Source organism: Streptomyces sp. JNUCC 64 (assembly GCF_054484115.1).
The window spans coordinates 4,192,396-4,216,872 of the sequence record NZ_CM137015.1; the positions used below are offsets into that span (position 1 = coordinate 4,192,396).

At 68.5% G+C, this 24,477-nt stretch carries 16 protein-coding genes and 1 pseudogene; 5 read left to right on the forward strand and 12 right to left on the reverse strand.

Annotated elements, in window-relative coordinates; all coding sequences use genetic code 11:
- Positions 1–489 precede the first annotated feature (489 nt).
- The 9 genes and pseudogenes from ACVWNX_RS17275 to ACVWNX_RS17315 all read right to left on the reverse strand — a co-directional run bounded on the left by ACVWNX_RS17275 (position 490) and on the right by ACVWNX_RS17315 (position 14,016).
- Positions 490–879 (reverse strand): DDE-type integrase/transposase/recombinase, encoded by a 390-nt coding sequence (locus ACVWNX_RS17275; RefSeq protein WP_454414807.1) that lies wholly within the window; start codon positions 877–879, stop codon positions 490–492.
- A pseudogene (locus ACVWNX_RS17280) lies at positions 819–1,118 on the reverse strand (IS3 family transposase); the annotation flags it as partial. The pseudogene ACVWNX_RS17280 and the gene ACVWNX_RS17275, both read right to left, overlap by 61 nt.
- The gene (locus tag ACVWNX_RS17285) at positions 1,115–1,414 is read right to left on the reverse strand and encodes a transposase (RefSeq protein WP_454407994.1); all 300 of its coding nucleotides are present in this window, start codon (positions 1,412–1,414) and stop codon (positions 1,115–1,117) included. The gene ACVWNX_RS17285 and the pseudogene ACVWNX_RS17280, both read right to left, overlap by 4 nt.
- 110 nt (positions 1,415–1,524) lie before the next feature.
- The gene (locus ACVWNX_RS17290; protein ID WP_454407995.1) at positions 1,525–2,064 is read right to left on the reverse strand and encodes a hypothetical protein; all 540 of its coding nucleotides are present in this window, start codon (positions 2,062–2,064) and stop codon (positions 1,525–1,527) included.
- Positions 2,065–2,117: 53 nt separating this feature from the next.
- Positions 2,118–3,083 (reverse strand): hypothetical protein, encoded by a 966-nt coding sequence (locus tag ACVWNX_RS17295; protein WP_454407996.1) that lies wholly within the window; start codon positions 3,081–3,083, stop codon positions 2,118–2,120.
- Between the two features lie 122 nt (positions 3,084–3,205).
- A complete protein-coding gene (locus ACVWNX_RS17300) occupies positions 3,206–6,670 on the reverse strand; it encodes a DUF499 domain-containing protein (RefSeq protein WP_454407997.1) in 3,465 nt (1,154 codons plus the stop codon).
- 34 nt (positions 6,671–6,704) lie between these two features.
- On the reverse strand, positions 6,705–9,446 hold the full coding sequence (locus ACVWNX_RS17305; RefSeq protein WP_454407998.1) for a DUF1156 domain-containing protein: 2,742 nt from the start codon (positions 9,444–9,446) through the stop codon (positions 6,705–6,707).
- Positions 9,443–12,901, reverse strand: coding sequence for a helicase-related protein (locus ACVWNX_RS17310; RefSeq protein WP_454408000.1), 3,459 nt, complete (start codon positions 12,899–12,901; stop codon positions 9,443–9,445). Before ACVWNX_RS17310 ends, ACVWNX_RS17305 begins: the two co-directional genes overlap by 4 nt.
- A gap of 641 nt (positions 12,902–13,542) precedes the next feature.
- Positions 13,543–14,016, reverse strand: a complete 474-nt coding sequence (locus ACVWNX_RS17315; protein WP_454408002.1) for a MarR family winged helix-turn-helix transcriptional regulator — start codon at positions 14,014–14,016, stop codon at positions 13,543–13,545.
- Positions 14,017–14,089: 73 nt separating this feature from the next.
- Here ACVWNX_RS17315 and ACVWNX_RS17320 point away from each other — a divergent pair, with 73 nt between their 5' ends.
- Both ACVWNX_RS17320 and ACVWNX_RS17325 read left to right on the forward strand, forming a co-directional pair.
- The gene (locus ACVWNX_RS17320) at positions 14,090–14,464 is read left to right on the forward strand and encodes a cupin domain-containing protein (RefSeq protein WP_454408004.1); all 375 of its coding nucleotides are present in this window, start codon (positions 14,090–14,092) and stop codon (positions 14,462–14,464) included.
- Between the two features lie 180 nt (positions 14,465–14,644).
- Positions 14,645–15,265, forward strand: a complete 621-nt coding sequence (locus tag ACVWNX_RS17325; protein ID WP_454408006.1) for a DUF4240 domain-containing protein — start codon at positions 14,645–14,647, stop codon at positions 15,263–15,265.
- Positions 15,266–15,379: 114 nt separating this feature from the next.
- On the opposite strand, the gene ACVWNX_RS17330 is transcribed toward ACVWNX_RS17325, so the two are convergent.
- Complete coding sequence (locus tag ACVWNX_RS17330) at positions 15,380–16,822, reverse strand: MFS transporter (protein WP_454408008.1); 1,443 nt, start codon at positions 16,820–16,822, stop codon at positions 15,380–15,382.
- 354 nt (positions 16,823–17,176) lie between these two features.
- A complete protein-coding gene (locus ACVWNX_RS17335; protein ID WP_454408009.1) occupies positions 17,177–19,438 on the reverse strand; it encodes a heavy metal translocating P-type ATPase in 2,262 nt (753 codons plus the stop codon).
- Between the two features lie 291 nt (positions 19,439–19,729).
- Between ACVWNX_RS17335 and ACVWNX_RS17340 the strand changes: the two genes are divergently transcribed.
- Positions 19,730–20,839 carry a hypothetical protein gene (locus tag ACVWNX_RS17340; RefSeq protein WP_454408011.1) on the forward strand — a complete coding sequence of 370 codons (1,110 nt, stop codon included), beginning with the start codon at positions 19,730–19,732 and terminating at the stop codon, positions 20,837–20,839.
- A gap of 120 nt (positions 20,840–20,959) precedes the next feature.
- Here the strand turns inward: ACVWNX_RS17340 and ACVWNX_RS17345 are convergent, their stop codons facing one another.
- Positions 20,960–21,619 carry an FMN-dependent NADH-azoreductase gene (locus ACVWNX_RS17345; RefSeq protein ID WP_454408013.1) on the reverse strand — a complete coding sequence of 220 codons (660 nt, stop codon included), beginning with the start codon at positions 21,617–21,619 and terminating at the stop codon, positions 20,960–20,962.
- A 405-nt stretch (positions 21,620–22,024) separates the two neighbouring features.
- Between ACVWNX_RS17345 and ACVWNX_RS17350 the strand changes: the two genes are divergently transcribed.
- Both ACVWNX_RS17350 and ACVWNX_RS17355 read left to right on the forward strand, forming a co-directional pair.
- The gene (locus ACVWNX_RS17350; protein WP_454414808.1) at positions 22,025–22,381 is read left to right on the forward strand and encodes a winged helix-turn-helix transcriptional regulator; all 357 of its coding nucleotides are present in this window, start codon (positions 22,025–22,027) and stop codon (positions 22,379–22,381) included.
- Positions 22,382–22,638: 257 nt separating this feature from the next.
- The gene (locus ACVWNX_RS17355; protein WP_454414809.1) at positions 22,639–24,195 is read left to right on the forward strand and encodes a DUF2252 domain-containing protein; all 1,557 of its coding nucleotides are present in this window, start codon (positions 22,639–22,641) and stop codon (positions 24,193–24,195) included.
- Positions 24,196–24,477 lie beyond the last annotated feature (282 nt).

Here is a 24,477-nt window from a genome sequence, read left to right on the forward strand (position 1 = left end):
GCGCAAATGATGAAGCTCCTGGCAGACGGGGTCTTGACCAAGACCGCCAGTCCTGCCAGGAGCTTCGTGGCGGGGTGGGCGGTGCTCAGGTGCGTATGGACGCCACCGCCGACTCTAGAAAGCCTCGATCAGGTTCATGCAGTCGAAGTCGCCGCCGCCATCCAAACCCAGGCCGACCACACCGAGCTGAACAGTGCACCTGAAGCTTCCCCGTGATCTCGGACACTCGTTCGTTACGCGGCGAGGGCGTGCTGTTGCCGCTGTCGGGTCTCGGCTGGGGTGAGGTAGCCGAAGGTCTTGTGCTTGCGCAGCCGGCGGCGGTTATAGAAGGTCTCGATGAAGTCGAACCTCGGCGCGGGCGGTGGCCCGGTCGGGCCAGACGCGGGTGCCGATCTCTTCTTTGAGTAGGGCCCAGAAACTCTCCGCGGCGGCGTTGTCGAAGCAAGATCCGGTGCGTCCACAGCTTTGCCGAAGGTTCAACTCGGCTATTTAGCAACGGAATTGGCTGCTGGTGTATTCGCTGCCGCGGTCCGAATGCACTATGCAGCCGGGCTGGAGGCGGCCGCGGCCGGCGGCCATCTTCAGCGCGTCGACGACGAGAGTGGCGCGGTGGTGGTCGGCCATCGAGTAGCCGACGACCTCGCGGGTGGCCAGGTCCATCCAGCAGGCAAGGTAGAGCCAGCCCTCGCCGGTGGGCAGGGCGGTGATGTCTCCGACCAGCTTCGTGCCGGGCAGGCGGCGTGGAAGTCGCGGCCGATCAGGTCCGGTGCCGGCTTCGCCTTCCTGTCGGGCTGGGTCAGCGACCGCCGCCTGCGGCGGTGGGCGCCCTGGATGCCGTGCTCGCGCATCAGCCGGGCGATGCGCTTGCGGTTCACGCACTGCCCCAGCCGCCGCAGTTCGGCGTGGATGCGCGGGACGCCGTAGGTCTGGCGGGAGGCGACGTGGATGACGGCGATCTCGTGCACCAGGGCCTCGTCGGCCGCCGCGCGGGCGGCCCGGGTCTTCGTCGCGGCGAGCCAGGCGTAGAAGGAGGAACGGGCCACCTTCAGCAGCCTGCAGAGGAAAGCGACGCCGTGGGTGGTCTTCTCCGCCTCGATGAACGCGTACGTGTCGTTCACCGGTCGTTCTCCTTCGCGAAGAAGACCGCGGCTTTTCGCAGGACCTCGATCGTCTTGGCCTGCTCGGCGGCGAGCTTGCGCAACCGCCTGAGTTCCTCGCGCTCGGCCGTGGTGAGCTCACCGGGCCGTCCCTCACCCAGGTCGGCCTTGGCCTGTCGGTACCAGCCGCGCAGGGACTCCGAGCTGATGCCGAGCTCTCGGGCGACAGCGGTGACTGTCTTGCCCGTGGAGTCGACGAGCGCGATCGCGTCCCGCTTGAACTCCGCGGTGTACCGCTTCGTGTACTTGCTTCCCACCTGGTGCTACTTCCTCTGGAACCTCAAGATCCCAGTCTCCAGGTGTCCACGATCAAGGGGAAGGTTCAACCACCGCACGGAGATCATGTTTAGTCCTGCCAGCGCGATCGTCACGTCGTCAGTTGCTGGCGATCCGGAGCAGGCTCTGCCAGATCGCGATCAGTAGCCAGAATGACTGCATTGAGCAGCCACAGCAGCCGGTATGACCGCGCCACGCAGAGAACGAACGCAGCCTCCACCATCCAATGAACACCACCAGAGTCACCCTCAGTGACGTCAAGGACGGTCGCCAACAGACAGATTCCAGCGACCAGGAGCGTGGCCGACAGGATGCTGACCCAGTTCCGACGGAACTGCGACCCCAGGTGCCCTGTGGTTCGGAGCGTTCGCATCCTCCTCCCTGTGGCTGCGGCGTACTGAGCGATGGCTGCCGTGATGAAGCTGCCCGTCACGGCGACAACTGTGGCTCCGGTCGTATAGATCGCCAGGCGCTGCTCGCGTCGCGGCTTCCCAAGGAGATCACCACTCCCAGTCCAGTGGACCCACGCGAGGTGCGCGCTGAGGCCGACGAGCACAATCAGCCAGTCGGAAGCTGGCCTGGCGAGCCACTTGTTTATCAGCCACCGCGGTCCGACTCCTGTGCCAGGCATCCTGAATCCCCCTGCGCGACCAGTAGAAACACTTCCCCCTGTCGCGTTCCAGCCTAGACGTCGGCACCGACAGCGGCTCTGAGGATCCGCTCGTGCTCATGCGCCACACGCGCCAATTCGGTCAGTGCTACGTGGAGATCGACCGAGTGCCCGTCGGTCGACTCAAGCGGGACCCGGCACTTCGCGGTGATGCGCTCGGCCACGAAATCGATCTTCTCGTCCGTCGCCTGCTGATTCCAGTCGTCGATGTGAGCCGTCGCCCGTGCGGTGTCCACGGCGTCACTGTTGTCGAGCCAGTCACCGATGTCCCGTGCGAAGGCTGTGGTTGAGTCCAGGAGTTGCCGCTGCCCGCGCGACCGACGCCGAGGCGAGTACCATCGGCGCTTCTTCGGGACCTCCAGCGTCAGCGTGATCGTCATGTCCGGGTAGTCCTGGTGCATCTTGCTGATCGCGGCGCCGAGGTCTGAGCTGCCGCGCAATGCTGTCGGGCTGTCCTGCGGTTCGGGCTGAATCCTGATGGTGAGCGTTTCCACAGCGTTGGCTCGTGCGAGCTTCTCGCGCGACCGGGCGTCGACAACGGGCCGAAGCTCGATCTCCTCGCTCATCAGATGCATACCGTTGAACCATCGCTGGATGGTGCTCACGCGGGGCGCCGAGATCCCGCCGCTCATCGTTGCCATGACGTTCCCAAAAGAGAGGAAGTACACGGTGGTGACGTCGACCAGGCCCTGGTTCGCGGCGAGTTGCAGATGACTGAAGGAGCCATCGTCGAAGTTGATCTGCTGGGGTACGTCCCGGCGGACCTTCGCCAAGAGCAGGTGCGGGGCGGGCTGCAGCGGATCCACCGCGCCGATGAGGGTCTCCCCGCCTGATTCGACCGTGCGGTCGGGGAGAGGTATGTCGAGGAGGCGCCGCAGCTTGACATTCCAGTCCTGACGCGGCAAGCGCGGCGCATCAGGTTCTTTAGCGTCGGCGACTTGGTAGAAATGTACCGTCCTGTCGCGATTGCGTGCAGCCATTCGCTCCCCCGTAACGATGATGCTTCTCGACCAGCCTAGCCGCTCAGGCTTACCCGTGACGGTCTGTCACGCTGGGCTCCGCAGCCATCAATCGGTGGAGCCCAGCGTGCAGTCGGTAGCGGCTATTCGATTTCGAACTCGGCGTTCAGCTTCAAGGTGTTGGCGTTCTCCTTCAGGATCCGCACCTTGTCCTCAGGGAAGCCCTCTGGGCGCCTCGCCTGGATCTCGACGGTGATCTCGACCTCGGTTCCGATCAAGTCAAGGTGCTGAAGGATTTCGAGGACGTACTTGCTGGCGTTCTTGCTGTACTGCTCCGGTGTGAGCTGCGCGTTGGCGTAGAACCGGGTCGGGACCTTGGGGAGCACTGGCTGCTGAGAGTTCTCCGTCTGCTTGACCGCGGTCTCGCCGACCTTCGCGTTCACAGTCGGGGTCACGGATCCTTGAGAGGCTGGCACGGCAGCCGACTCTCGTTTCTGAGCGGCTGTCTCCTCGTCGTACTGGCGCTGGCTGATCGCCTTGTCCACGCGGACGAGAAGGGTGCCGTCCGTGATCTGCCCGAAGCGGGCATCGCCGCCGGGCAGCACGAGCCTCTGGTAGCGGCCGGTTGTCTCGTCATATCCAGCAGCCAGGGCGAAGCCTTCTGTCTCCCAGGTCAGCATCGGCAGGACATCATCAATGCCCTGGTCGAGGACCCGGCGGTTCACGAGGCGGTACATGTACGGGTAGGCAGTGTGCAGTTCCCACAGCCGCCCCACCGTGATGTGCCCGTCCTGCTCCCAGATACGGGACAGCGGCCCTGTGAGCTTCTGGTGGAGCAATGCCGGCGCCTGCTGGAGGTACAGCATGCCCTCCCGCTTGAGGCGTTCGGCGGTGCGCACAGCGGCGTCGTCGGCGCGGCCCCCGTCCACCTTGAGGTGCTCCCAGGTGATGGGGGCGCCCGGTTCCTGCTCGGGGATGAGCGCCCAGCGGTAGGCGTCGCCGATACGCAGTTCAACCTTTTCGTTCGCCTGGTCGCGCCTGGTCTGGGCCTGGCGGCGCTGGCTCTCGGTGAGGTCCAGCTCAAGCTGCCGGTCCAGCACCTTCTTCCACCCGAGGTATTCGCGCACCGCCTCCATGAGGGTGCCGATGTCCTTCTTGTCGGGCGCCAGGAACACCAGGGTGTTCTGGTGCAGCCGATTCCTTGTGCCGTGGGATATCAGCGTCTCCTGCGCGAATTCCAGAGCCGGAGTGTCTGGAACGGTCTTGCCACCGGTGTGTACGTGCTTCGGATGGAGCAGCACGAGACGCGCCTGATCGAGGTCGGGGACATCCTTGGTGTGCTGCGGTGCGATGTGCACGGCCCCGAAGTCCCCGCGCCGGTGCTGGATCGGGCTCAGCCGGCGGACAATCTCTGCCCACACGTCATCGTTCCGGTCGATGAGGCGGTCGGCTTCGTCCTTCGCGGTGCGCGTGATGTTGGCGTGGGTGTCGAACCAGTAGCGGTCGGAGTCGCTGTACAAGTACGTCGACCGGTCCGCGAGGGTGTTGAGCGCGGTCCGGAAGTTCCCCAAGGAGTCGCCGGGTATGGCCATGCCGAGTCGGATGTACGGATCGGACAGGCCCTTCTTGGCCGCGTTGACGGTGGGTGCGGAGCCCATGAAGACGGTGCGTGCGATACGGCGGCTCATTGCGCGCTGTCCGAGGACGGTCTTCTCGTTGTCCACAGAGACTGGGGTCGAGTCCGGCCCGTCGACGTCGGTGTCGATGATTGGCTTCCAGCGGTCCGCTAGATAGTAGGTGAGCTCACTGGCTACCCGTGGATCGTCGAGTGGGATGTCACCCGGCATGATCATGGGACTCTGATTCTGGTTCCGCCAGAGCGCGTGGATCACCGCGCTCATCAGCCTCAGCACACCACGGGTGCGCTGGAATCGGTCGAGCGTCGACCAGTCCTCATAGAGACGGCTGAAAAGCTCGGGGTGGATCGGGTACGTGGACTTGATCCGGCGCTCGTAGTCCGGGGCATCCACACCTGCCGGGAAGTCCGGCTTGTGCATGCCGTAGAACTTCCCGAAGAGACGCGCAACCGTGTTGATCTCTACCTGTGCCGTGCCGGAGGGGGTCTCGAAGAGCCGACGCCTCACGATCTCGAAGGACTCATCAGAACTCGCCGGACGCCAGGCATCAGCCTTGCGGTGGATGACACTCTGCAGCCGGTCCAGGACTGCCTGCCCAGCCTCACCGCCGATCTCATCGGCATCCGCCGCCGTGCTTTTCCCGTTCTCCGAGGCCGGGATGGACATCACCAGCTGTGCACCGCTCACCGCCTCTACCGCTTCGGTCAGGGACTGGGCGAACGAGAAGTGCGTCTCGAACGTGCCACCCGCGAGGCCGTCGTTGGATACCAACTGGCGCGCGTAGACCACCCATTCATCGATAAGGATCAGACAGGGCGCGTACGCTGCGAGGAGGTCCTGCAGCAGTTCGGAGCCGGGGTTGGTACGGCTGCGGTCGGATGCGGCAATGACGTCGTACGCCTGTCGGCCGCCTAGCTGCCAGGCCAACTCCCCCCACAGCGTGTTGACCTTGGTGCCGTCGGCCTTCTCATCAGGCTGTCCTGGAGCCAGCGCGGTGCCCACGAGGACGGCGCGGCGCACCGGCTCCTCAGGCAGCTTCTTCGCAGGCGAGGCCGCGATGAGCTCCTGCATCTCCTGCGGCAGTCGCTGCACCTGGAGCCCCGGCGAGAACACGTGGTAAAGCGCCAGCATGGAGTGGGTCTTGCCGCCACCGAAGTTGGTCTGCAGATTCACCGTGGGCGAGGCGTTGTTGTCGCCGGCTATTCGACGCAGTGACTTGCTGAGCAGATCGCGCAGCCCCTCGGTGAGATAGGTCCGCTGGAAGAACTCCTCGGGCTCGGTGTACTCCGGCGCGCCCTCGCCCTTCGCGACCTGGTGGAGGTTGGCCGCGAACTCAGAGGCATTGAAGCCACCGCGCGCCACGTCCTCGTGCGGGATGAGGATATCCCGCCAGGGCTTGAGCCCATCAGCAGCGATGCTCGGCATGGCAGCCAGCCGCCGTGTCTTCGACCGGGTCTCCTCCGCGATCGTGGTCCGCTGAAGGTCCATACGGGACTTGCGAAGCTGCTCGACCAGTTCAGCGGGGGCGCCGACCGCGGTGAGCAGACGCTCCGCGGTGTCGAGAGAGCGCACGGTGTCGTCCGAGGAGAACGTCGCATTGTGCGCCCACCGGTTGCGCACGTCGTTCACTTCGCTCGCGTACCCGCGAACCGCACCGGGCAGCGCATGCCGGAAGTACGAGCCCCAGTAGCGCTGCAGCAAGTTGAGGAGGAACTGAGGATCACGCTTGGACGCCAGTGCGCGCCCTTTCTCCCGCTCCTCGGCTTCCGCGTCCGCGAACCACGTCTCCCCCTGGCGTCGTGCCATCTCCCGCTCGACGAGGGGAAGCAGCCCATCGGGCAGCACTCGGACCATCTGTCCGATGCGGTCGTGGTTGCTGATTGCCATGGTCTCCGCAGTCCTGTCTACTGTCGCTTCCACGACGTCCGGTGTGGTGCTGCCGTCGCCGTACGCTGTGTGGTCGCTCTGCATGCCCGCCCCCTTGTGTGCCTTTCGGCCCTACCTGTCAGAACAACTGGTCCTCACTGACTTTCACCTTCTGCCGGTCGGCAGCGCGAGCCGCCGTTTGCAGATCAGGCCAGGAACTGACGAGGTTGTTGAACCACCGCTGGCTCTCCGTCCAGCCTCGCTGCTCGCACACGCTGTGCAAGAGGTACGCCAGTCCCTTCACAGTGTCCTCGTCGATTTCGGGGCGGGTACGGGCGCGGGCGAGGAAATCTCCGGCCGCGTCGATGCCAGTACCCACGCCCTTGCCCTCGATCAGACGGGACAGATACATGGCCACCTCCCAGACGGTAAGACGGTCGTCGGTGGTCGGGTCATAGCCAGCCGGGAGATCAGCGGGCTTGATGAGCGCCGCCTTGCCAGCCGCCGACTTCACAACCCCGGCGTGGACCAGGCCAGGGACGGAGGTGTTGTAGCGGTTGGCCAGCTTGTCGGCCTCACCGAAATCGGCTGTCTCCCACTGCTTCTCCTCGAACCACTTGATGCACCACCGGGTGTCGGCGTCGAAGTCCTCCTCGTACTCGGAGAGAAGCTCGTCGAGAGCCTTGGCGATGAGGGAGAGAGCGGTACGTACGCGCATGGCCGAGCCGTCAGGCTCGGTCACCCGGGCATACCGGGAGAAGATCTCCATGCCGGGACCGATGGCAGCCTGACCAAGGTCGACGGCCGGGATGGAACTCTGCTGCAACGGCTTGATGCGCTCGGGGAGCTCTCGGCGGAGGGCCTGGAGAAAACCTCGGCGGTCCAGGGTGCTAGCGGACTCGGGACGCGGACGGCAGATCATCGCGATGTAGGAGGCGAGCGCATTAGCTCCATGGCCGATCTGACGTGAACTGTGCGTCGCGTGGAGCGGCCACGTGCCGACGACACTCACGCCAGCAGCCAACATCGCCTCCAGGAGAGCGTCCCAAGCGGAGGAAGTCAGCTCTCCATCTTTGGTCTCCTCCTGACGGTGGGCATAGATGACAATGATCGGGAGATCGGCGCGGGAGGCCTGCTTGAGGGACGAGAAGACCTCTGTGAAACCGTCGATGAAGTATTGACGAGCCTTCTCCTGGCCACCGTGACGGTGAGGGTTTGCAATCAGCTCCTCGGTCTTGGGGGTGGCCATAGTGCCGAAGAGGTCCGGGTGCAGGTCTCGCGCAGCACGACGAAGCCACACGTAGAAGTAATCACTCAAGTCGGCGTAGTTGATCTGAGCGAAGTACGGAGGGTCAGTCGCTATCAGAGCGCTGCCGGATGGGACAAGAGAACCAGCAGTGCGGGCATCAGCTTGAACAGATTCACCGCCAGGGGCGTCGCGGGGCAGCGCATTTATACCGCTCAGCATTGACTTCAGCTGGCTGAACCACCCTCCTGCTCCTTGTGAGAAGGGGTTGACCTCAACGAAGTCCCACACCATGGGCAGGGCCTGACGCCCAAAAGCAGGCTGTGCCTTGGCAGAACCATGACGTGAGTCGATTTGCCAACGAGACTGAGTGGAATTGGCCATGACCAATTTGCCAATGCATATAGCTAGCGTAGAGGCGATGGCCTTCGCCTGATCCGCATCGCCCCCGTCTCGCTCAACCCACCCCGACACCTCGGCCACCGCATCCGTGAAGGCTCCCAGCATATGCAGCTGACGCGGGGTATAGATGTCTGCTTGCCGGTGCAGGCCATACAACTGGGTTCGGAAGTCCCTCGTATTGTCAGGGAATTCTAGTTCCGGGATCTCGTCCGGCAGATCCAGCTCCACGGCTACGGAGTCCTTCCGCTCGGGAACGAACCGCCGCCCGGACTCGTCATCTACAGCAATCGCGAGCAGCTGCAGCCCCATGCAGCCGTCGATGCCTGCCTTGCGTACGTACTTCTCGTCCACCTCGGTACCGCATGCCGGGCAGGTGAATTTTCCACCGCGTCCTGCCCTCTTCGTTGCTTCAGGGACCTCTTCATCCAGCCCTGTTCCAATCTCAAAGCAAACGCGCCCGCCCTTTACCGCTGGCCGCAGCCATGCCTCGCGCCCCTTTTGTTTGCTCAGCCAGGGCGAGCTGTACAGCGGGATGGTGACCCCGCACGCCGGGTTGGTGCAGGGCACAGTCCTGGCCCAGAGCCAGGCGACGACCTCGCCGCCCTTCACCGGCTCGTACAGATAGCCGACCTCGGCTTTGACCTTGTCCTCGACGCGCTTCGCGTAGTGCTTGATATCAGCGAGCAGCCCGGCCATCGGGTCGACCGACGTGCCCTCGAATCCGCCGTCGTCACCGGAGACCGGGGGCTTGCCAAGGACAGCGGGTATGAGCTGGGTCTCCACCCTGGTCACCAGGGCCGGCACCGGGTTCAGGTCGCTCGCCACGGTCGGGAATCCAAGCCGCTGTGCCTCGACCAACGTCGAACCGCCGCCGCAGAACGGATCGAGCACTGGGGGCAGGTCTTGCTCCTGCTCGGCTAGCACTGCCTTGGCCTTCTTCAGTGCCTCTTCCGAAGGAGCCGTACCCTTCTCCGGGACCAGGCCCTCGATGATCCCCAACAGTTCGGCGCGCTTCTGCTCGTCGCCCGGGTCGTCCACGACCGCGGCGAAAAGCAGCGCCCGCCAGGCCGGAGTCGGCATCGGGGCAAACCACTTGTGGATGTTCTTGATGGTGCCGACCTTGCGGTCCTTGTCCGCCTTGCTGGCCTTGCTCATGGCATCGATCGGCAACGCCACCTCGATGAGCTTCCGCCTGCGCGGTGCCGCCTCGCTCTTACGTATCGCGCCGCTCATTGCGGGGCTCCTCCCTTGCTCCAAGCGTCCTGCCAGGACAGCAGGAGCCCTTCGGCCTTCAGGTCTCCGAACTCAGTGTCGGCGAAGGCATTGCGCAGATACCGCACCTCGTCGTGCGCGGGCCCATCCGGGTGGACGGCCACGAGGGCGAGGCGATGCTGGTCGCCGCGGTTCTTGGCGACCAGGATCTCGTTTCGGCTGATGTAGAACTGCTCCGCCCCCACCCGACGGCCCTTCACCTCAATGTGGACAAGGTGACCGTCCGGTGTGAGCGAGCGGATGTCGTACCCGGGGTTGTTGTGCGTCATCTCCTTCGGGATGTGAGACAGCTCCTTCTCCGCGCGTAGCACCGCGGCAACCGCTCGGCGGTCGGTCTCGTATCCATCCGTCGCATGCAACGGCGCGAGGGCCGCCTCATCCTCGGCTCCAACTACCTTGACCAACCAGCCGACCGGGACCACGAGGGCGAAGCCCGCGACGACAGGGGGCTTGGGCTGTAGGGCGGCGTCCTTCTCCAGGTCGGCCAGGCGTTCCTCGCGCCGAACTTCCAGTTCCTCGGCCCAGGCGCGCGCCTTCTCCGGGCGGTGGCGGACCCGCTTACCTCCGGCAAGGTCCTGTTCGAGCTTGCCGGCCTGGGCATGCCAGTAGCTGATCTCCTGTTTGAGTCGCTGCTCGACCTGGACCCGTGTGCGGTCTATGACCGGCAGAAGTCGTTCCCGGGCCGAGCTGAGGTGATCGGGCACCGCTTCGCGGATCGCCCAGTCAAGTGCTCGCGCGCTCCCGCCGTCGCGCAGCCAGTCCTCGTCTAGCAGGATCTTGACCGCTTTGGCTTCCATCGGGGTCGGCGGGCGGTAGTCGAGGTACGGCGCTGGGCCGGCATTCCTGGCCCCGCCGTCGGGCAGCAGCTCAGTGAAGGCAAAGGTGCGGTCCACGGGGCGCCGGTGACCGTCGAGGATGTCTTGGGCCAGGGCGACGAGCAGCCGAGGCTGGTCGCTCGCGTCGGCCGCGTCGATCAGGACGGTTCCCTTGCCCAGCAGGTCACCGTGTTGGTTCACGGTCTCGTCCAGCACTGCGTCGAAGAGGGGGTGCCCCGGCGCGATGAGGTCGGCGCGTGGCTTTCCCAGCACGGTGATGCGCTCACGGTCGAAGCACACGCGCTCGTACTTGCGCTGCGCCACGCCACCGAGACCGCTGCCGCGGCGGCCGGACTCGCGCAGGATCACTGGCACGTGGGTGATCTCGAAACGTCCGCCTTCGCGGGGCCGGAGCTGGCCGCCCAGCCGCGCGAAGGCGTCCCGGAAGAATGCCTGCACATAGTGCGGGTGCAGGCGGCGGGCCTGCGCCTCCTCCATGCGCAGCCGTACCTTGTGTACGTCTTCGATGCCCATCACCTGGGCATCGAGCGCGAGCCCCTTGATCAGCTCGACGGCACGTTCGCCGACCCGGGCGTCGATGACTTGGTCGAGCCGGGTCTTCGTGGCCGGGTCGTCTCCGTAGCGGACGGCTTCCATCAGCAGCTCGCGCAGCGGCTCGCCTTCGAAGATCTCGCCGAGGACGTTGTAGACCTTGCCTTCGTACGCTTTGCTCTGCTGCTCGATTTTGTCGAGAAGCCGCTGGAAGACCTGGCCTTCTCGGGTGTTGTCGGCGACGAGGTTCCACAGGTGGCAGACCTCGCTCTGGCCGATCCTGTGGATACGGCCGAAACGCTGCTCGATGCGGTTGGGGTTCCAGGGAAGGTCGTAGTTGACCATGAGGTGGGCGCGCTGCAGGTTCAGGCCCTCGCCGGCGGCGTCGGTAGCGATCAGTACCAGGACATCGGGGTCTTGGTTGAAGGCATCGCGGATGTCGCGCCGCTGTTGGCGCGGTGTGCCGCCGTGGATGGCGACGACGGCTTCCGGTCGTCCGATGAGTGCCCGGATGCGTCGGGAGAGGTATTCGAGGGTGTCTCGGTGCTCGGTAAAGACAATGAGCTTGCGGGGGCGCCCTTCTGTATCGTGCATGTGTTCGTTGTCCTGGAGCAGGGCTGAGAGCTCCAGCCACTTGCGGTCCTCGCCCAGGGTCAGGACTCGTGTGGCGAGCCGCTCCAGCTTCCGCAGGCTGTCGATCTCCAGTTCCAGTTCCGCGACGGTCAGCGCCGCCGACGCGGCATCGACGACTTCCTCTTCCAGGGTCTCCAGCTCTTCGCCGGTGAGGTCATCCAGCTCGCTGTCCAGCGACTCGATCCCGATTGACGCGCGGGAAAACTGGGGAGCGGGCGCAGTCAGGCCGAGCTCGGCGTGCTGCTTGGCGGCCAGCATCTCGTCCCGCCTGCCTTCAAGCCGTCTGCGTCGACGCTCCAGAGACTTGCCGATCGCTTCCGGGCTGGAGGCGAGGCGGCGCTGCAGGACGGTGAGGGCGAAGCCGACCTGGTTGCCGCGGCGGCCATCGAGCCGTTCGGCGCGGTTCATCTCGTCGCGGACGTACTCAGTCACCCGCTCGTACAGTTCCTGCTCGGGCGGGGAGAGCTCGTACGGCACGGTATAGGCACGCCGCTCGGGAAAGAGCTTCTTACCGTCGAAGGCGAGCAGGTCCTCCTTGACCATGCGGCGCATCAGGCCCGAGGCATCGTGCTGATGGACCGTGTTCCGGTATTTGCCCGCGAAGCGGTCGCCGTCAAGCAACGCCATGAACAGCTGGAAATTCTCCTCAACGCCCGCATGAGGAGTCGCTGTCATGAGTAGAAGATGGCGGGTGAGACGACCGAGGAGACGTCCGAGGTCATACCGTTTGGTGGTCTTGAGCTCGGAGCCGAAGTAGCTGGCGCTCATGCGGTGCGCCTCATCCACTACGACCAGGTCCCACGCGGACTCCGCCAGGCGTTCCTGAAGCTCCTCGGAGCGAGCAAGAGAGTCCATGCGCGCAATGAGCCGAGGGTACTTGTCGAAGACACTGCCGTTGATCGTGGAATCGACGAGCTGCTTGGTGAGCAGGGTGAAGTCGAGGCCAAACTTCTCCAGGAGCTCGTCCTGCCACTGATCGACAAGGCCGCCAGGGGCGACGATCAGGCAGCGCTCCAGGTCGCCTCGAAGGGCCAGCTCCTTGATGTAGAGACCAGCCATGATCGTCTTACCGGCGCCAGGGTCATCAGCGAGGAGAAACCTCAGCGGAGTACGCGGCAGCAGCTCGTTGTAGACCGCCTGGATCTGGTGCGGCAGCGGGTCGAGCAGGCTGGTGGAGACGGCCAGCATCGCGTCCCCACGAGCAGCCATGCGGATACGAAGGGCCTCTGCGGCGAGGCGAAATAGCTCAGGGTCGGCATCGAACCCCTGATGACTGGAGGAAGACGCACCGGGAGCCAGCCTGCTTTCGTGGTCCCGGTAGAGGATTGTCTCCTCCACTGTGCCGTCGGGGCGCCGGTAGGTGACCTGAGCGGCAGCGTCACCGAACATCTGCAGTGCGACGACCGCGACGTCCACGCTGGGGGTGATACCCGATATCACCCGGCCGGGTGTGAGGTCCTCGAGACGGAGAGGGCTGTGCCCAGACATGCCATACCCTCCTGCCGACGACACTCATGAACGATCATGCGATTTATTGGCTCCAATGATGCCCTAGTTCGGACACTCACTGCCGTGCTCTCAGCCTCGTACCCTCCACTCGGTGCACGCCAGTGGGGTTGCTCCGCCCAGCTCAGCGCAAGTCCAGGAACAGGCCGCGTCCCAAAGGCGCGGGAAGGAACGGAGGAGGCTGTTCGGCGGCGCGGAAAGTGCAGAGGCCATGTCGTCCTTCTCTGCGACGTCATGAACCCACTGGCCTGCGCTGTGGGAAAACCGGCCCAGCACCACGGGAAACGATCTTCAGATGCAGCTCGTAGGGCCTGATCAGCGACCTTCGTCGGTGCCCCACAGACAGACAGAACAGACAGACGAGACGAGACGGTCGGCATCGTGATCACGATGCCGACCGTCTCGCTTTTGTCGTTCCGGTTCCGGCGGGACGGTTCTCGCACGGATGACCGTCCGGGCCGTCGAGGGGTCGTGGAGCGTCGGGTTCCGTCGTTCCGGACCGACTGGCGTTCTGTCGGGGTCGTGCCTTCCGGCCGTACCGCCGCGCCGTCTCACCAGACGGGGCGCAGCGGCGGGATCGCGTCGCCCGCCAGCGTGCGGATGATGGCCGCGAGTTCGGCCCGTGGGACCTGTCCGCCGACTTCGTGCAGCTGCCGGGTCAGCTGGGCCTCCAGGTCGTGCAGCACCCGTCCGGCCACCGAGAGGTGCTGCAGGGCCTTGTCGGTCAGGACGACGAGCTTGCGTCTGCCTCCGGCGGGATGAGGGCGGCGTTCCACGTAACCCCGCTTCTCCAGGTCGTCGATGATCTGGCCGGCGGCCTGCTTGGTGACTCCGAGTTCCTCGGCCAGCTCGCTGCTGGTCGCGCCGGAGCCGTGCAGCACCTGGAAGACCAGGCCGTGCATGGGGCGCAGGTCGGCGTAGCCCGCGGCGTCGAGCCGGCCCACGAACTCGGAGAGGACCAACTGGAAGGCCATCCCGAGCAGGAAGGTGAGCGGGGTCCTCTCAAGGGGGTCGTGGTTCTCCATCGGTTCATCTTGACACACTCATGTAAAGTCGCTTTACTCGCACTAAGTAAAGCTGCTTTATATGGGAGGCGTCATGAACGTGGTCAGCGAGAGCGAGCAGCGGACGACCAAGACCCCGGCCGGTTCGATGTTCGGTCTGGCCGCCCCCAGCCAGGGGAGTGCCGAGATCAGCACCTGGCGGGTGGAGCTGGGCGCGGACGCGGCGACGCCGGTGCACGTCATCGATCGCGAGCAGGTGTGGATGCCCCTGTCGGGCGAGTTCGAGGTCGAGATCGAGGGGGAGACCGGGCAGGCCAAGGCCGGTCAGGCCGTCATCGTGCCCGCCGGCGCGGTGCGGCGGCTGAAGGCCGTGGGCGGACCGGCGGAGGCGCTGGTCGCCATGGCCGTCGGCGGCAAGGCGCTGCTGCCCGGCGGCGAGGACAAGATCCCGCTTCCGTGGGCCGAGTGACCGTCCACGATGACTGAGGCGGTCCCCGGCCACGCAGGTATGAGGGCTGAGTCGGGGACGGGGCCGTCCGGTCACTCCGCCGGAGCCGCGCAGTCGTGGGGCCCTGTCGTCGTGGGGGCGCGCAGTCGTCGGTCCCGTCGTCGTGGGGCCGGTGTCACACCCGGGTGGCAGGGTCCACCCATGGACATCAACGAGTTCTGGGACGTCGTCGGGACCGCGCGTTCGGCGGTGACGGGGGACACGTCCTTCGCCGACGCCTTGGTCGACGAGCTGGCCACCCGTTCCCCGGACGAGATCCTCGGCTACCAGGAACGTTTCGAGGAGCTGCACGGGGCCGTGTACCGGTGGGACGTGTGGGCCGCCGCCTATCTGATCGGCGGCGGGTGCTCGGACGACGGGTTCATCGACTTCCGGGCCGGGCTGATCGGGCTGGGCCGTGAGTGGTACGAGAAGGCGGCGGCCTCCCCGGACAGCCTCGCCGGGCACCCCGCGGTGATCGACGCGGCCCGGACGGGACTCGACGAGCCCGTCTTCGACGAGGACGCCAACTACGGGGCCCTCGGCGCGTTCCGGCGTCTCACCGGTGAGGGGGACGCCTTCTACGACGCGTGGGACGAGTACCGGGCGTCCCGGTCGGCGTCCGGGGCGTCGCGATCGTCGGGGTCCTCGGAGTCGTCGTCGGGGTCGTCCGGGGCGGGCGGCCACGACATGGGCGAGGACTTCGACTTCGACGATCCCGACGAGATGGCGCGTCGCCTTCCCCGGCTCTCCGTCCTCTACGCGGAGGACGACGCCCGCTGAGCCCGGGCCGCGGGGCGTCCGCCGGGCGCTGTCCTACGGAGGACGCGCGGAGGCCCTGACGGTGGGGTGAACCTCCGTCAGGGCCTCTGGTGGGTCGGGCCGTTCCCTTGAGGGTCAGGCGGCCACCCGCCCGGTCGACGGGGCGGGGTCCCCGGCGGCGGAGGACGGGGCGGAGCCCTTCGGGGTCCTCATGAGCAGCTGGGTGAGGAGGGCACCGGCGGCGGCGACCGCGGCGGCTCCGAGGAAGGCGGCGGAGAAGCCGTCGGTGAGCGCCGGGAGGTCGCCCGGTTCGCCCGCGCCCCGGGAGGTGGCGAGCGCGGTGAGCGCGGCCAGGCCGAGGGCGGAGCCCACCTGGTAGGTGGTGTTGACGATGCCGGAGGCCAGACCGGCCCGCTCCTGCGGGACTCCGGAGATCGCCGACATCATCGCCGGGATGTAGGCCAGCGACATGCCCGTCGCGGCGACGAGGGAGGCGGGCAGCACGTCCACCAGGAAGGTGCCGGTCGGCTCCACCGCCGACAGCCACAGCAGACCGGCCGCCAGGACCAGCAGACCGCTCACGATCAGCGGCTTCGCCCCGAGGCGGCCCAGCAGCCGCGCCGTGATCAGCGTCATGAAGAGCATCAGCAGACCCGTCATGGGCAGCAGCGCCGCGCCGCTGGCGAACGCCCCGTAGCCCAGGACCTGCTGGAGGTAGAGGTTCAGGAAGTACCACATGGGGATCCACGCGGCGCCGAGCAGCGTCATCGCCAGGTTCGAGATGCCGAGGCCCGGGGTCCGCCAGACGCCCAGCGGCATGAGGGGGGTCCGGGACGACCGCTGGACCAGCAGGAACAGGGCCAGCAGGGCGGCGGCGCCCAGCAGCTGGAGGACGGTACCGGTGCTCGTCCAGCCCACTTCGGGGGCGCGGACCAGGGCGAACACCGCGAGCGCCAGTCCGGCGGTGACGGACACCGCGCCGAGGACGTCCACCGAGCCCCGGCGTCCGGCGACGGCGGGCAGCAGACCCGTGGCGAGCAGGGTGGCGATGCCGATCGGCACGTAGATGACGAAGACCCACGGCCAGCTGGCCCACTCGGTGAACACCCCGCCGAGGAAGACTCCGGCGGTGCCGCCCGCGGGGGCCGCCGCGCCGTACAGGGCGAGCGCCTTGCCGAGTTCCCGGGAGTCGTGGCCGAAGAGCATCATCAGCAGGGTCATCGACGCGGGGGCGATCAGCGCGCCGCCCACGCCCTGCACCGCGCGGCCCACGATCTCCACCCAGGCGGTGCTCGCGGCGGCGGCGACCACCGAACCGGCGATCAGCACCACCCAGCCGGAGACGAAGATCCGGCGGGCGCCCAGCAGGTCGGACAGCCGTCCGCCGAGCAGCAGCAGACCGCCGAAGGCGATGACGTAGGCGTTGAACACCCACTGCAGATCGCCCTGGGAGAAGCCCAGGTCGCGCTGCATCTCGGGGAGGGCCACTCCGATGATCGAGGTGTCCATGATCACCATGAACTGGGCGGTGGCGAGCACCAGGAGTGCCCACCAGCGTCTCGGGTTGACGGTCGACATCGCTCTTCCCCTTCGGTCCGGCCGTCCTGCCCGCCCTTCGCGGCGCAGCACAGCGAACGGATACCCCTTGGGGGTATCTCCGTTTCGCTCTGAACCATATACCCCCTAGGGGTATTTCGGAAGGGTGTGGGGGAGAGGGGGAGGAGGGGGGAGCCGACCGCCCGGGGCGTGCGCGGTGCGCGCTCGTGACGAGTGCTCATGACGTGCGCGGTGTGCGCTCGATGGCTGCGGTGTGTGCGGTGTGTGCGGTGTGTGCGGTGTGTGCGGTGGTGTCTGTGCTGCGCGCTCGGGGGCGGGCACGGCGAAGGGCCCCGCTCCGGTCGGGTGACCGGGGCGGGGCCCTTCGGGTGTGCGTCAGGTGGTGGCGCGGAAACCGCGCAGCCGGAGGCTGTTGCCGACCACGAAGACCGAGGAGAACGCCATCGCGGCGCCCGCGATCATCGGGTTGAGCAGACCCGCCGCGGCGAGCGGCAGGGCGGCCACGTTGTAGGCGAACGCCCAGAACAGGTTGGACTTGATGGTGCCGAGCGTCTTGCGGGAGAGCCGGATCGCGTCGGCCGCCGACCGCAGGTCGCCCCGGACCAGGGTCAGGTCGCCCGCCTCGATCGCGGCGTCGGTGCCGGTGCCCATCGCCAGTCCCAGATCGGCCTGGGCGAGCGCGGCGGCGTCGTTCACGCCGTCACCGACCATCGCCACCGAACGGCCCTCCTCCTGGAGGCGCTTGACCACGGCGACCTTGTCCTCCGGCATGACCTCCGCGATGACCTCGTCGATGCCGACCTCGCGGGCCACCGACTCGGCGACCGCCTTGTTGTCACCGGTCAGCAGGATCGGCGTCAGCCCCAGGTCGCGCAGCCGCCGCACCGCCTCGGCGCTGGTGTCCTTGATCGCGTCCGCGACCTCCAGCACCGCCCGCGCCTCGCCGTCCCAGGCCACCGCGATGGCCGTCCGTCCGGCCGCCTCGGCCTCGTCCTTGGCGCGCTTCAGCTCCGGGGGCAGTTCCATCGCCCACTCGGCCAGCAGCCGCTCCCGTCCGACCAGGACCGCGTGGCCCTCGACGACGCCCTGCACGCCCAGGCCGGGCACGTTGGCGAAGTCCTCGGGGACCGGGAGGGGTCCCGCCTTCTCCTCGGCGCCGGTGGCCACGGCCCGGGCGATGGGGTGCTCCGAGGAGTGCTCCAGGGCGCCCGCCAGCCGCAGCACCTCGGTCTCGTCCTGGCCCTCGGCGGTGTGCGTGCGCAGCAGGGTCATCCGGCCGGTGGTGACCGTTCCGGTCTTGTCCAGGACGATCGTGTCGACCTTGCGGGTGGTCTCCAGGACCTCCGGGCCCTTGATCAGGATGCCGAGCTGGGCGCCCCGGCCGGTGCCGACCATCAGCGCGGTCGGAGTGGCCAGGCCCAGGGCGCACGGGCAGGCGATGATCAGTACGGCGACCGCCGCGGTGAAGGCCGCCGTCAGACCGGCGCCGTTGCCGAGCCAGAAGCCCAGGGTGCCGAGCGCCAGGGCGATGACCACGGGGACGAACACCGCGGAGATGCGGTCCGCGAGGCGCTGCGCGGCGGCCTTGCCGTTCTGCGCGTCCTCGACGAGCCGGGCGATCCGGGCGAGCTGGGTGTCCGAGCCGACCCGGGTGGCCTCCACGACCAGCCGTCCGCCCGCGTTCAGCGTGGCGCCCGTGACGGCGTCGCCGACCTGGACCTCCACCGGGACCGACTCGCCGGTCAGCATGGACGCGTCCACCGCCGACGAGCCCTCCACGACGGTCCCGTCGGTGGCGATCTTCTCGCCGGGACGGACCAGGAAACGGTCGCCGACCGCGAGGTCCCCGGTGGGGATGAGCTCCTCGCGCCCGTTCCGCAGGACGGTGACCTCCTTGGCGCCCAGCTCCATCAGCGAGCGCAGGGCCGCCCCCGCCTTCCGCTTGGAACGGGCCTCGAAGTACCGCCCGGCCAGGATGAACGCGGTCACTCCGGCCGCGGCCTCCAGATAGATGTTCCCGGCGCCGTCGGTGCGGGCGATGGTGAACTCGAAGGGGTGCGTCATCCCTGGTTCGCCCGCCGTCCCGAAGAACAGCGCCCACAGCGACCACAGGAACGCCGCGCCGGTGCCGACCGAGATCAGGGTGTCCATGGTGGCCGCGCCGTGCTTGGCGTTGGTCCAGGCGGCCCGGTGGAAGGGCCACGCGGCGTAGACGACCACGGGAGCGGCGAGGGTGAGGCTCAGCCACTGCCAGTACTCGAACTGGAGTGCGGGGATCATCGCCATCGCGATGACCGGGACGGACAGCAGGACCGCCGTCACCAGGCGCTGGCGCAGCGGACGCAGCTCGTCGTCCTCGTCGGCCCCCGCGCCGGTGGCGGACTCCGCGTCCCGCGCGGCGGCGGGCGGCGGGGGCGGCGCGGCGGTGTAACCGGTCGCCTCGACCGTCGCGATCAGGTCCTCGACGGCGACCTCACCGGAGTAGGTGACCTTCGCCTTCTCGGTCGCGTAGTTGACGGTCGCCTCCACGCCGTCCATGCGGTTGAGCTTCTTCTCGATCCGGGCGGCGCACGAGGCGCAGGTCATGCCGCCGATGGCCAGCTCGACCTGTTCGGTCGGGGCGAGCGTGCTGCTCATCACTGCTCCTCGTGCGTCGGCCCTGGGGGAGGGCTGGTCCGGTGGGCTTCTCCAGTGTGGCTCCAATATACCCTGAGGGGGTATCTGGCGTCGACTCCATGTATACCCCCACCCCCTATCGATCGCAAGGGTGGGAGGGGAGTGGAAATATACCCCCCAGGGGTATAGATTGCGGGAGTGGGGACGGCGGGAGGACGCGCCTTCCGATCCGCTCCCTCCCCGGGCGCCTCCGCGTCCCTCCCCTCCACTGTCCGACGCCTTCGCCCCGCGACGCCAACAGGAGCAGCAGCCATGAACACCGCAGTGAAGATCAGCGCTTACGCCGCAGCCCTGGCGGTCGCCTTCGGGACGGCCTACGGCGTCGGCAACGGGGTCGACCCCGTGAACTCCGAGCCCGCCGCCCATCAGGGGCACGCGACTCCGGGCGGGAAGGGGGCCGCTTCGGGGGCCGCTTCCGAGGCCGGGTCGGGATCGGGGTCGGGCTCCGGCTCGGGTCCGGGTTCGGGTTCCGGGAAGGAGGCCGGGGGCGGCGCGGAGGCTCCCGGCGGGCTCCAGGTGGCCGAGCGGGGTTACGCCGTCGACCTGAGGACCCCGCGCGTAGCCGCGGGCCGGACGGCCGACCTGGAGTTCGTCATCCGGGACGGCGAGGGCGACGCGCTCACGTCCTTCAAGCGCGAACACGGCAAGGACCTCCACCTCATCGTGGCCTCGCGCGATCTGAACACCTACCGCCATCTGCACCCGGTGCGGGCCGCCGACGGCACCTGGAGCACCCCCGTGAAGCTGCCCAGGGCGGGCGACTACCGGCTCTTCGCGGACTTCACGCCCGGGCCGGACGCGTCCGACGGCGGCGCGTCCGGGAACCTCACCCTCGGCGCCGACCTCGCCGTCTCGGGCGACTACCGGCCCACCAAGGTGCCCGCCGCCTCCCGGACGGCCACCGTGGACGGGTACCGGGTCACCCTGGAGGGCGCGCTGCGGCCCGGTTCGGCGGAGGAGCTGAGGCTCAAGGTCACCAAGGGCGGCCGGGACGTCACCGACCTCCAGCCCTACCTGGGGGCGTACGGGCACCTCGTCGCCCTGCGCTCCGGCGACCTCGGGTACCTGCACGTCCACCCCAACGGCGAGCCCGGCGACGGGACCACCGAACCGGGCCCCGAGGTGTCCTTCACCGCCACGGCGCCCAGCGCGGGCACCTACCGGCTGTTCCTCGACTTCCAGCACGGGGGCGAGGTGCGGACGGCCGCGTTCACCGTGCGCGCGGCCGGGGGCGCCGGTGGCTCGGACGGATCGGGTGAGCAGGGGGCTCCGGGGGGCTCGGAAGGCTCGGAGGGCTCGGGGAAGGGTGCCGGGTCCGGTTCCGGGTCCGGTGAGGCGGAGGGGGACGGCCACCAGCACTGAGGGGTGCGGTCGGCCGTCGAACGGGTGGCCGACCGTCCGTGTACGAGGACGCCGGTGGGGCGCGGAGCCGAGGCTCCGCGCCCCACCGGCGTCAGGTGTCGGGAGTGGAGCGGGGGAACGTCACACGGCGGCGGCGACCAGACGGTCGGCGAGGTCCTTCGCCTTGGTGTCCGCGTCCGCCAGGGCCTTGGCGCGGGAGGCGTCGGCCAGCGGGATCAGTTCCGACATGGCCGGGTTCGACCGGGCCAGCGTCAGCTCCGGAACGATGAAGTCGACCTCCAGGGACAGCATGTCGCTCAGCAGGTCGCCCAGGTAGTTCTGCACGTACTCGAAGCCCTCCCGGGGGGTCCCCGGCGCGTACGAGCCGCCACGGCTGGCGACGACGGTGACGTGCTTGCCCTTCAGCGTGGAGCTGCCCCCGGCCGTGCGGCCCGGCAGGATCACCTGGTCGAGCCACGCCTTGAGGGTCGAGGGGATGGAGAAGTTGTACATGGGGGCGCCGATCAGCACGGCGTCCGCCCGCTCCAGCTCCTCGATCAGGGCGATCCGGCCCGCGAACGCGGCGGCCTGCTCGGGGGTGTGGGTGGCCGGGTCCGCGAACGAGGCGCCCGCGGTGATCGCGTCGAGGTGCGGGACGGGGTTCTCCGCGAGGTCCCGGTAGACCACGGAACCGTTCGGATGCTGGGCCTCCCACGCCTCGCGGAAGGCGGCGGTCACGGGGCGCGAGGCGGAGCCCGCGGTCGGGAACAGGGAGGAGTCCAGGTGCAGGAGGGTGGCCATTTCGGTCTCCGAATCGTGTGAGCGACGGCCCGCGCGCACGCCCGTGGACGCACGACACCGGGAACCATAAGGAACGTAAGGTGCTGCCTTTCCTTCTGGAACTATTAGTAACACAGCTACTTACTTTTTTTCATCCATGGAGGGTGGGGCAGTACTCTGGGGGGCATGGCGGCCCCGGAGAGCAACGCAGTGAACGTGGCGGCGGACGTGGCGAGCGGTACGGGTCTCTTCACCCGTGGCGAGGTGCCGCTCCCGCCCGCCGGTTCCGGCGCGCGCGGGGCGGCGTTCCAGCCGGTGGGCGGCGAGCCGGTGGCGGCACCGGAAACCGCGGCGGGACCGGAGCGGGAGCGGGAGCCTGCGGGGGTGTGCTTCGACGCCGGACCCTGCGCGACCGTGGACAGCGGTATGACCCGGGTCTTCGGACTGCTCGGAAAACGCTGGACCGGCCTGATCGTCACCGTGCTCCTGGGCGGTCCCGCGCACTTCTCCGAGCTGCGCCGGGCGATCCCGGGCATCAGCGAGCGGATGCTGTCGGACCGGCTCACCGAACTGGCCGGTGAGGGCCTCGTCCTGCGCGAGGTGGTGGAGGGGCCGCCGCTGCGGGTGGCGTACCGGCTCACGGAGGCGGGAGCGGCGCTCAAGCCCGCGCTCGTCGCACTCGGGGAATGGGCCGAGACCCACCTCCCCGAGAAGGCGCAGGCGTGCCGGGAGCAGATCGCGTCCGAGGAGGCGCGGCGCGGCCGGACGACCCCCGGGGAGTAGCGGCGGAGCGCCTGTCGGCCGTCAGGGCGGTGGGTGCGGTGGGTGTTGTGGCGGGTGTGGTGGTGTCCGCTCGCTCTGCGCCGGGTTATCCACAGCCCGGGCCCAGCGGCGCGCCCGGGACGCGGCCGGGTTATCCACAGGGCTGACGCGAAAGCGCGAGTGCCGGGTACCGTTTCGCCCGATTGCTGTTCACGCGCTCGCCACGGCGAGCCGTGCGGGCCCGGCCGTGGCCGGAACCGCGCAGGGAGGGGGACGTGATGGTCGAGGGCTTGATGGGGGCGAGGTCCGGCAGGGACACGGCCGCCCTGGCGAAGGCGGTCGCCAAGGTGGTCGCCGGAGCCGTGGCCGGAGCGGTCGGGCTGAACGGCCAGGCCGACGCCGATCCGTCGGACGGCCCGCCGAGGTCGGCGCGGCTGCCGGAGGTGCGCGGCTTCGCGCACCGCGCACCCGGCCCGGCCGGTCAGGGCACCGGGGGCCGGTCGGTCAAGGACGTCGGGAAGGCGCTGCGGGAACGCCTTCCGCGCACGGCCCACGCCCGTCTGGACCTCGACCCGGCGCGCCCGGACGCGGTCGCCGCCGTCGAGGAGTCGAGCCTCGGACGGCTGCCGGAGCTGACCCCGATCAGGGTCGGCCGGATGGCCGCGAGCCCGTTCGCCTTCCTGCGCGGTTCCGCCGGACTCATGGCGTACGACCTCGCGCGCACCCCCACGACCGGTGTCGGCGCCCAGCTCTGCGGTGACGCGCACGCGGCGAACTTCGGCCTGTACGGCGACGCGCGCGGCGAACTCGTCATCGACCTCAACGACTTCGACGAGACCGCGCACGGCCCCTGGGAGTGGGACGTCAAACGGCTCGCCACCTCGCTGGTCCTCGCCGGCCGGGAGACGGGCGCCAAGGACGACACCTGCCAGCGGGCCGCCTACGACGCGGTCGGCGCGTACCGGCGCACGATGCGTCTGCTGGCACGGCTCCCCGCGCTCGACGCGTGGAACGCCATCGCCGACGAGGAACTCGTCTCGCACGCCAACGCCCAGGACCTCGCGGGCACCCTGCGCAAGGTCGGCGAGAAGGCCCGCAACAACACCAGCGGCCGGTTCGCCGCGAAGTCCACCGAACCCGTCCCGGGCGGCGGGCGCCGGTTCGTCGACGCGCCACCGGTCCTGCGCCGGATACCCGACCGCGAGGCGGCGGCCGTCGCCTCGTCCCTCGCGCGGTACGTGGACACCGTCTCCGAGGACCGGCTGCCGCTGCTGGCCCGCTACAGCGTGCAGGACGTGGCGTTCCGCGTCGTCGGCACGGGCAGCGTCGGCACCCGGTCGTACGTCGTCCTGCTCCTCGACCACCTGGGCGAGCCCCTGGTCCTCCAGGTCAAGGAGGCCCGGCCGTCCGCGCTCGTTCCGCACCTGGTCACCGCCGGGTTCGCGGTGCCCCCGGTCGGGCACGAAGGGCGTCGGGTGGTGCTCGGGCAGAAGAGGATGCAGGTCGTCAGCGACATGCTCCTGGGCTGGACCACCGTCGACGACCGTCCCTACCAGGTACGGCAGTTCCGCAACCGCAAGGGCAGCGTCGACCCCGCCGCCCTCGCCCCGGACCAGCTGGACGACTACGGGCGGATGACCGGTGCCCTGCTGGCCCGCGCCCACGCCCACAGCGCGGACCCCCAGGTCCTCGCGGGCTACTGCGGCAAGAACGACGAGTTCGACACGGCGGTCGCCGCCTTCGCCGTCGCGTACGCGGACCGTACGGAGGAGGACCACGCCGATCTGGTGAAGGCCGTGCGCGGCGGCCGGATCGCCGCGGAGACGGGGGTGTGACGCCGGGGTAGCCGCGAGCCGCCGTGAGCCCGCCGCGCGATCGGCGGCGGGCGCCGGTCGGGCAGCAGGCCGGTCGGTGGGGCGGTCGGTCGGTCAGCCAGTGAGGCGGCCAGACGGGTCAGACGGTCCGTCGGCCAGTCAGCCGGGCGGTCGTTCTGCGGCTGGGCTGGGCTGGGCTGGGACTGCGCGGCGCCGGGCTGCCATGTGCCATGGGCCGTGTGGGTGGGGACGAGGGGTGGGGTGGGAGGGGGGAGGGGAGGGGGGGAGCCCCCCCCGGTACGC

Coding starts and splice junctions, on each gene's coding strand:
- ACVWNX_RS17305 (WP_454407998.1), bottom strand. CDS start 9,446: ATGAGCGGCGCGATACGTAAGAGCGAGGCGGCACCGCGCAGGCGGAAG.
- ACVWNX_RS17340 (WP_454408011.1), top strand. CDS start 19,730: ATGAACACCGCAGTGAAGATCAGCGCTTACGCCGCAGCCCTGGCGGTC.
- ACVWNX_RS17330 (WP_454408008.1), bottom strand. CDS start 16,822: ATGTCGACCGTCAACCCGAGACGCTGGTGGGCACTCCTGGTGCTCGCC.
- ACVWNX_RS17300 (WP_454407997.1), bottom strand. CDS start 6,670: ATGCAGAGCGACCACACAGCGTACGGCGACGGCAGCACCACACCGGAC.
- ACVWNX_RS17290 (WP_454407995.1), bottom strand. CDS start 2,064: ATGCCTGGCACAGGAGTCGGACCGCGGTGGCTGATAAACAAGTGGCTC.
- ACVWNX_RS17355 (WP_454414809.1), top strand. CDS start 22,639: ATGGTCGAGGGCTTGATGGGGGCGAGGTCCGGCAGGGACACGGCCGCC.
- ACVWNX_RS17315 (WP_454408002.1), bottom strand. CDS start 14,016: ATGGAGAACCACGACCCCCTTGAGAGGACCCCGCTCACCTTCCTGCTC.
- ACVWNX_RS17320 (WP_454408004.1), top strand. CDS start 14,090: ATGAACGTGGTCAGCGAGAGCGAGCAGCGGACGACCAAGACCCCGGCC.
- ACVWNX_RS17350 (WP_454414808.1), top strand. CDS start 22,025: ATGACCCGGGTCTTCGGACTGCTCGGAAAACGCTGGACCGGCCTGATC.
- ACVWNX_RS17325 (WP_454408006.1), top strand. CDS start 14,645: ATGGACATCAACGAGTTCTGGGACGTCGTCGGGACCGCGCGTTCGGCG.
- ACVWNX_RS17295 (WP_454407996.1), bottom strand. CDS start 3,083: ATGGCTGCACGCAATCGCGACAGGACGGTACATTTCTACCAAGTCGCC.
- ACVWNX_RS17335 (WP_454408009.1), bottom strand. CDS start 19,438: ATGAGCAGCACGCTCGCCCCGACCGAACAGGTCGAGCTGGCCATCGGC.
- ACVWNX_RS17345 (WP_454408013.1), bottom strand. CDS start 21,619: ATGGCCACCCTCCTGCACCTGGACTCCTCCCTGTTCCCGACCGCGGGC.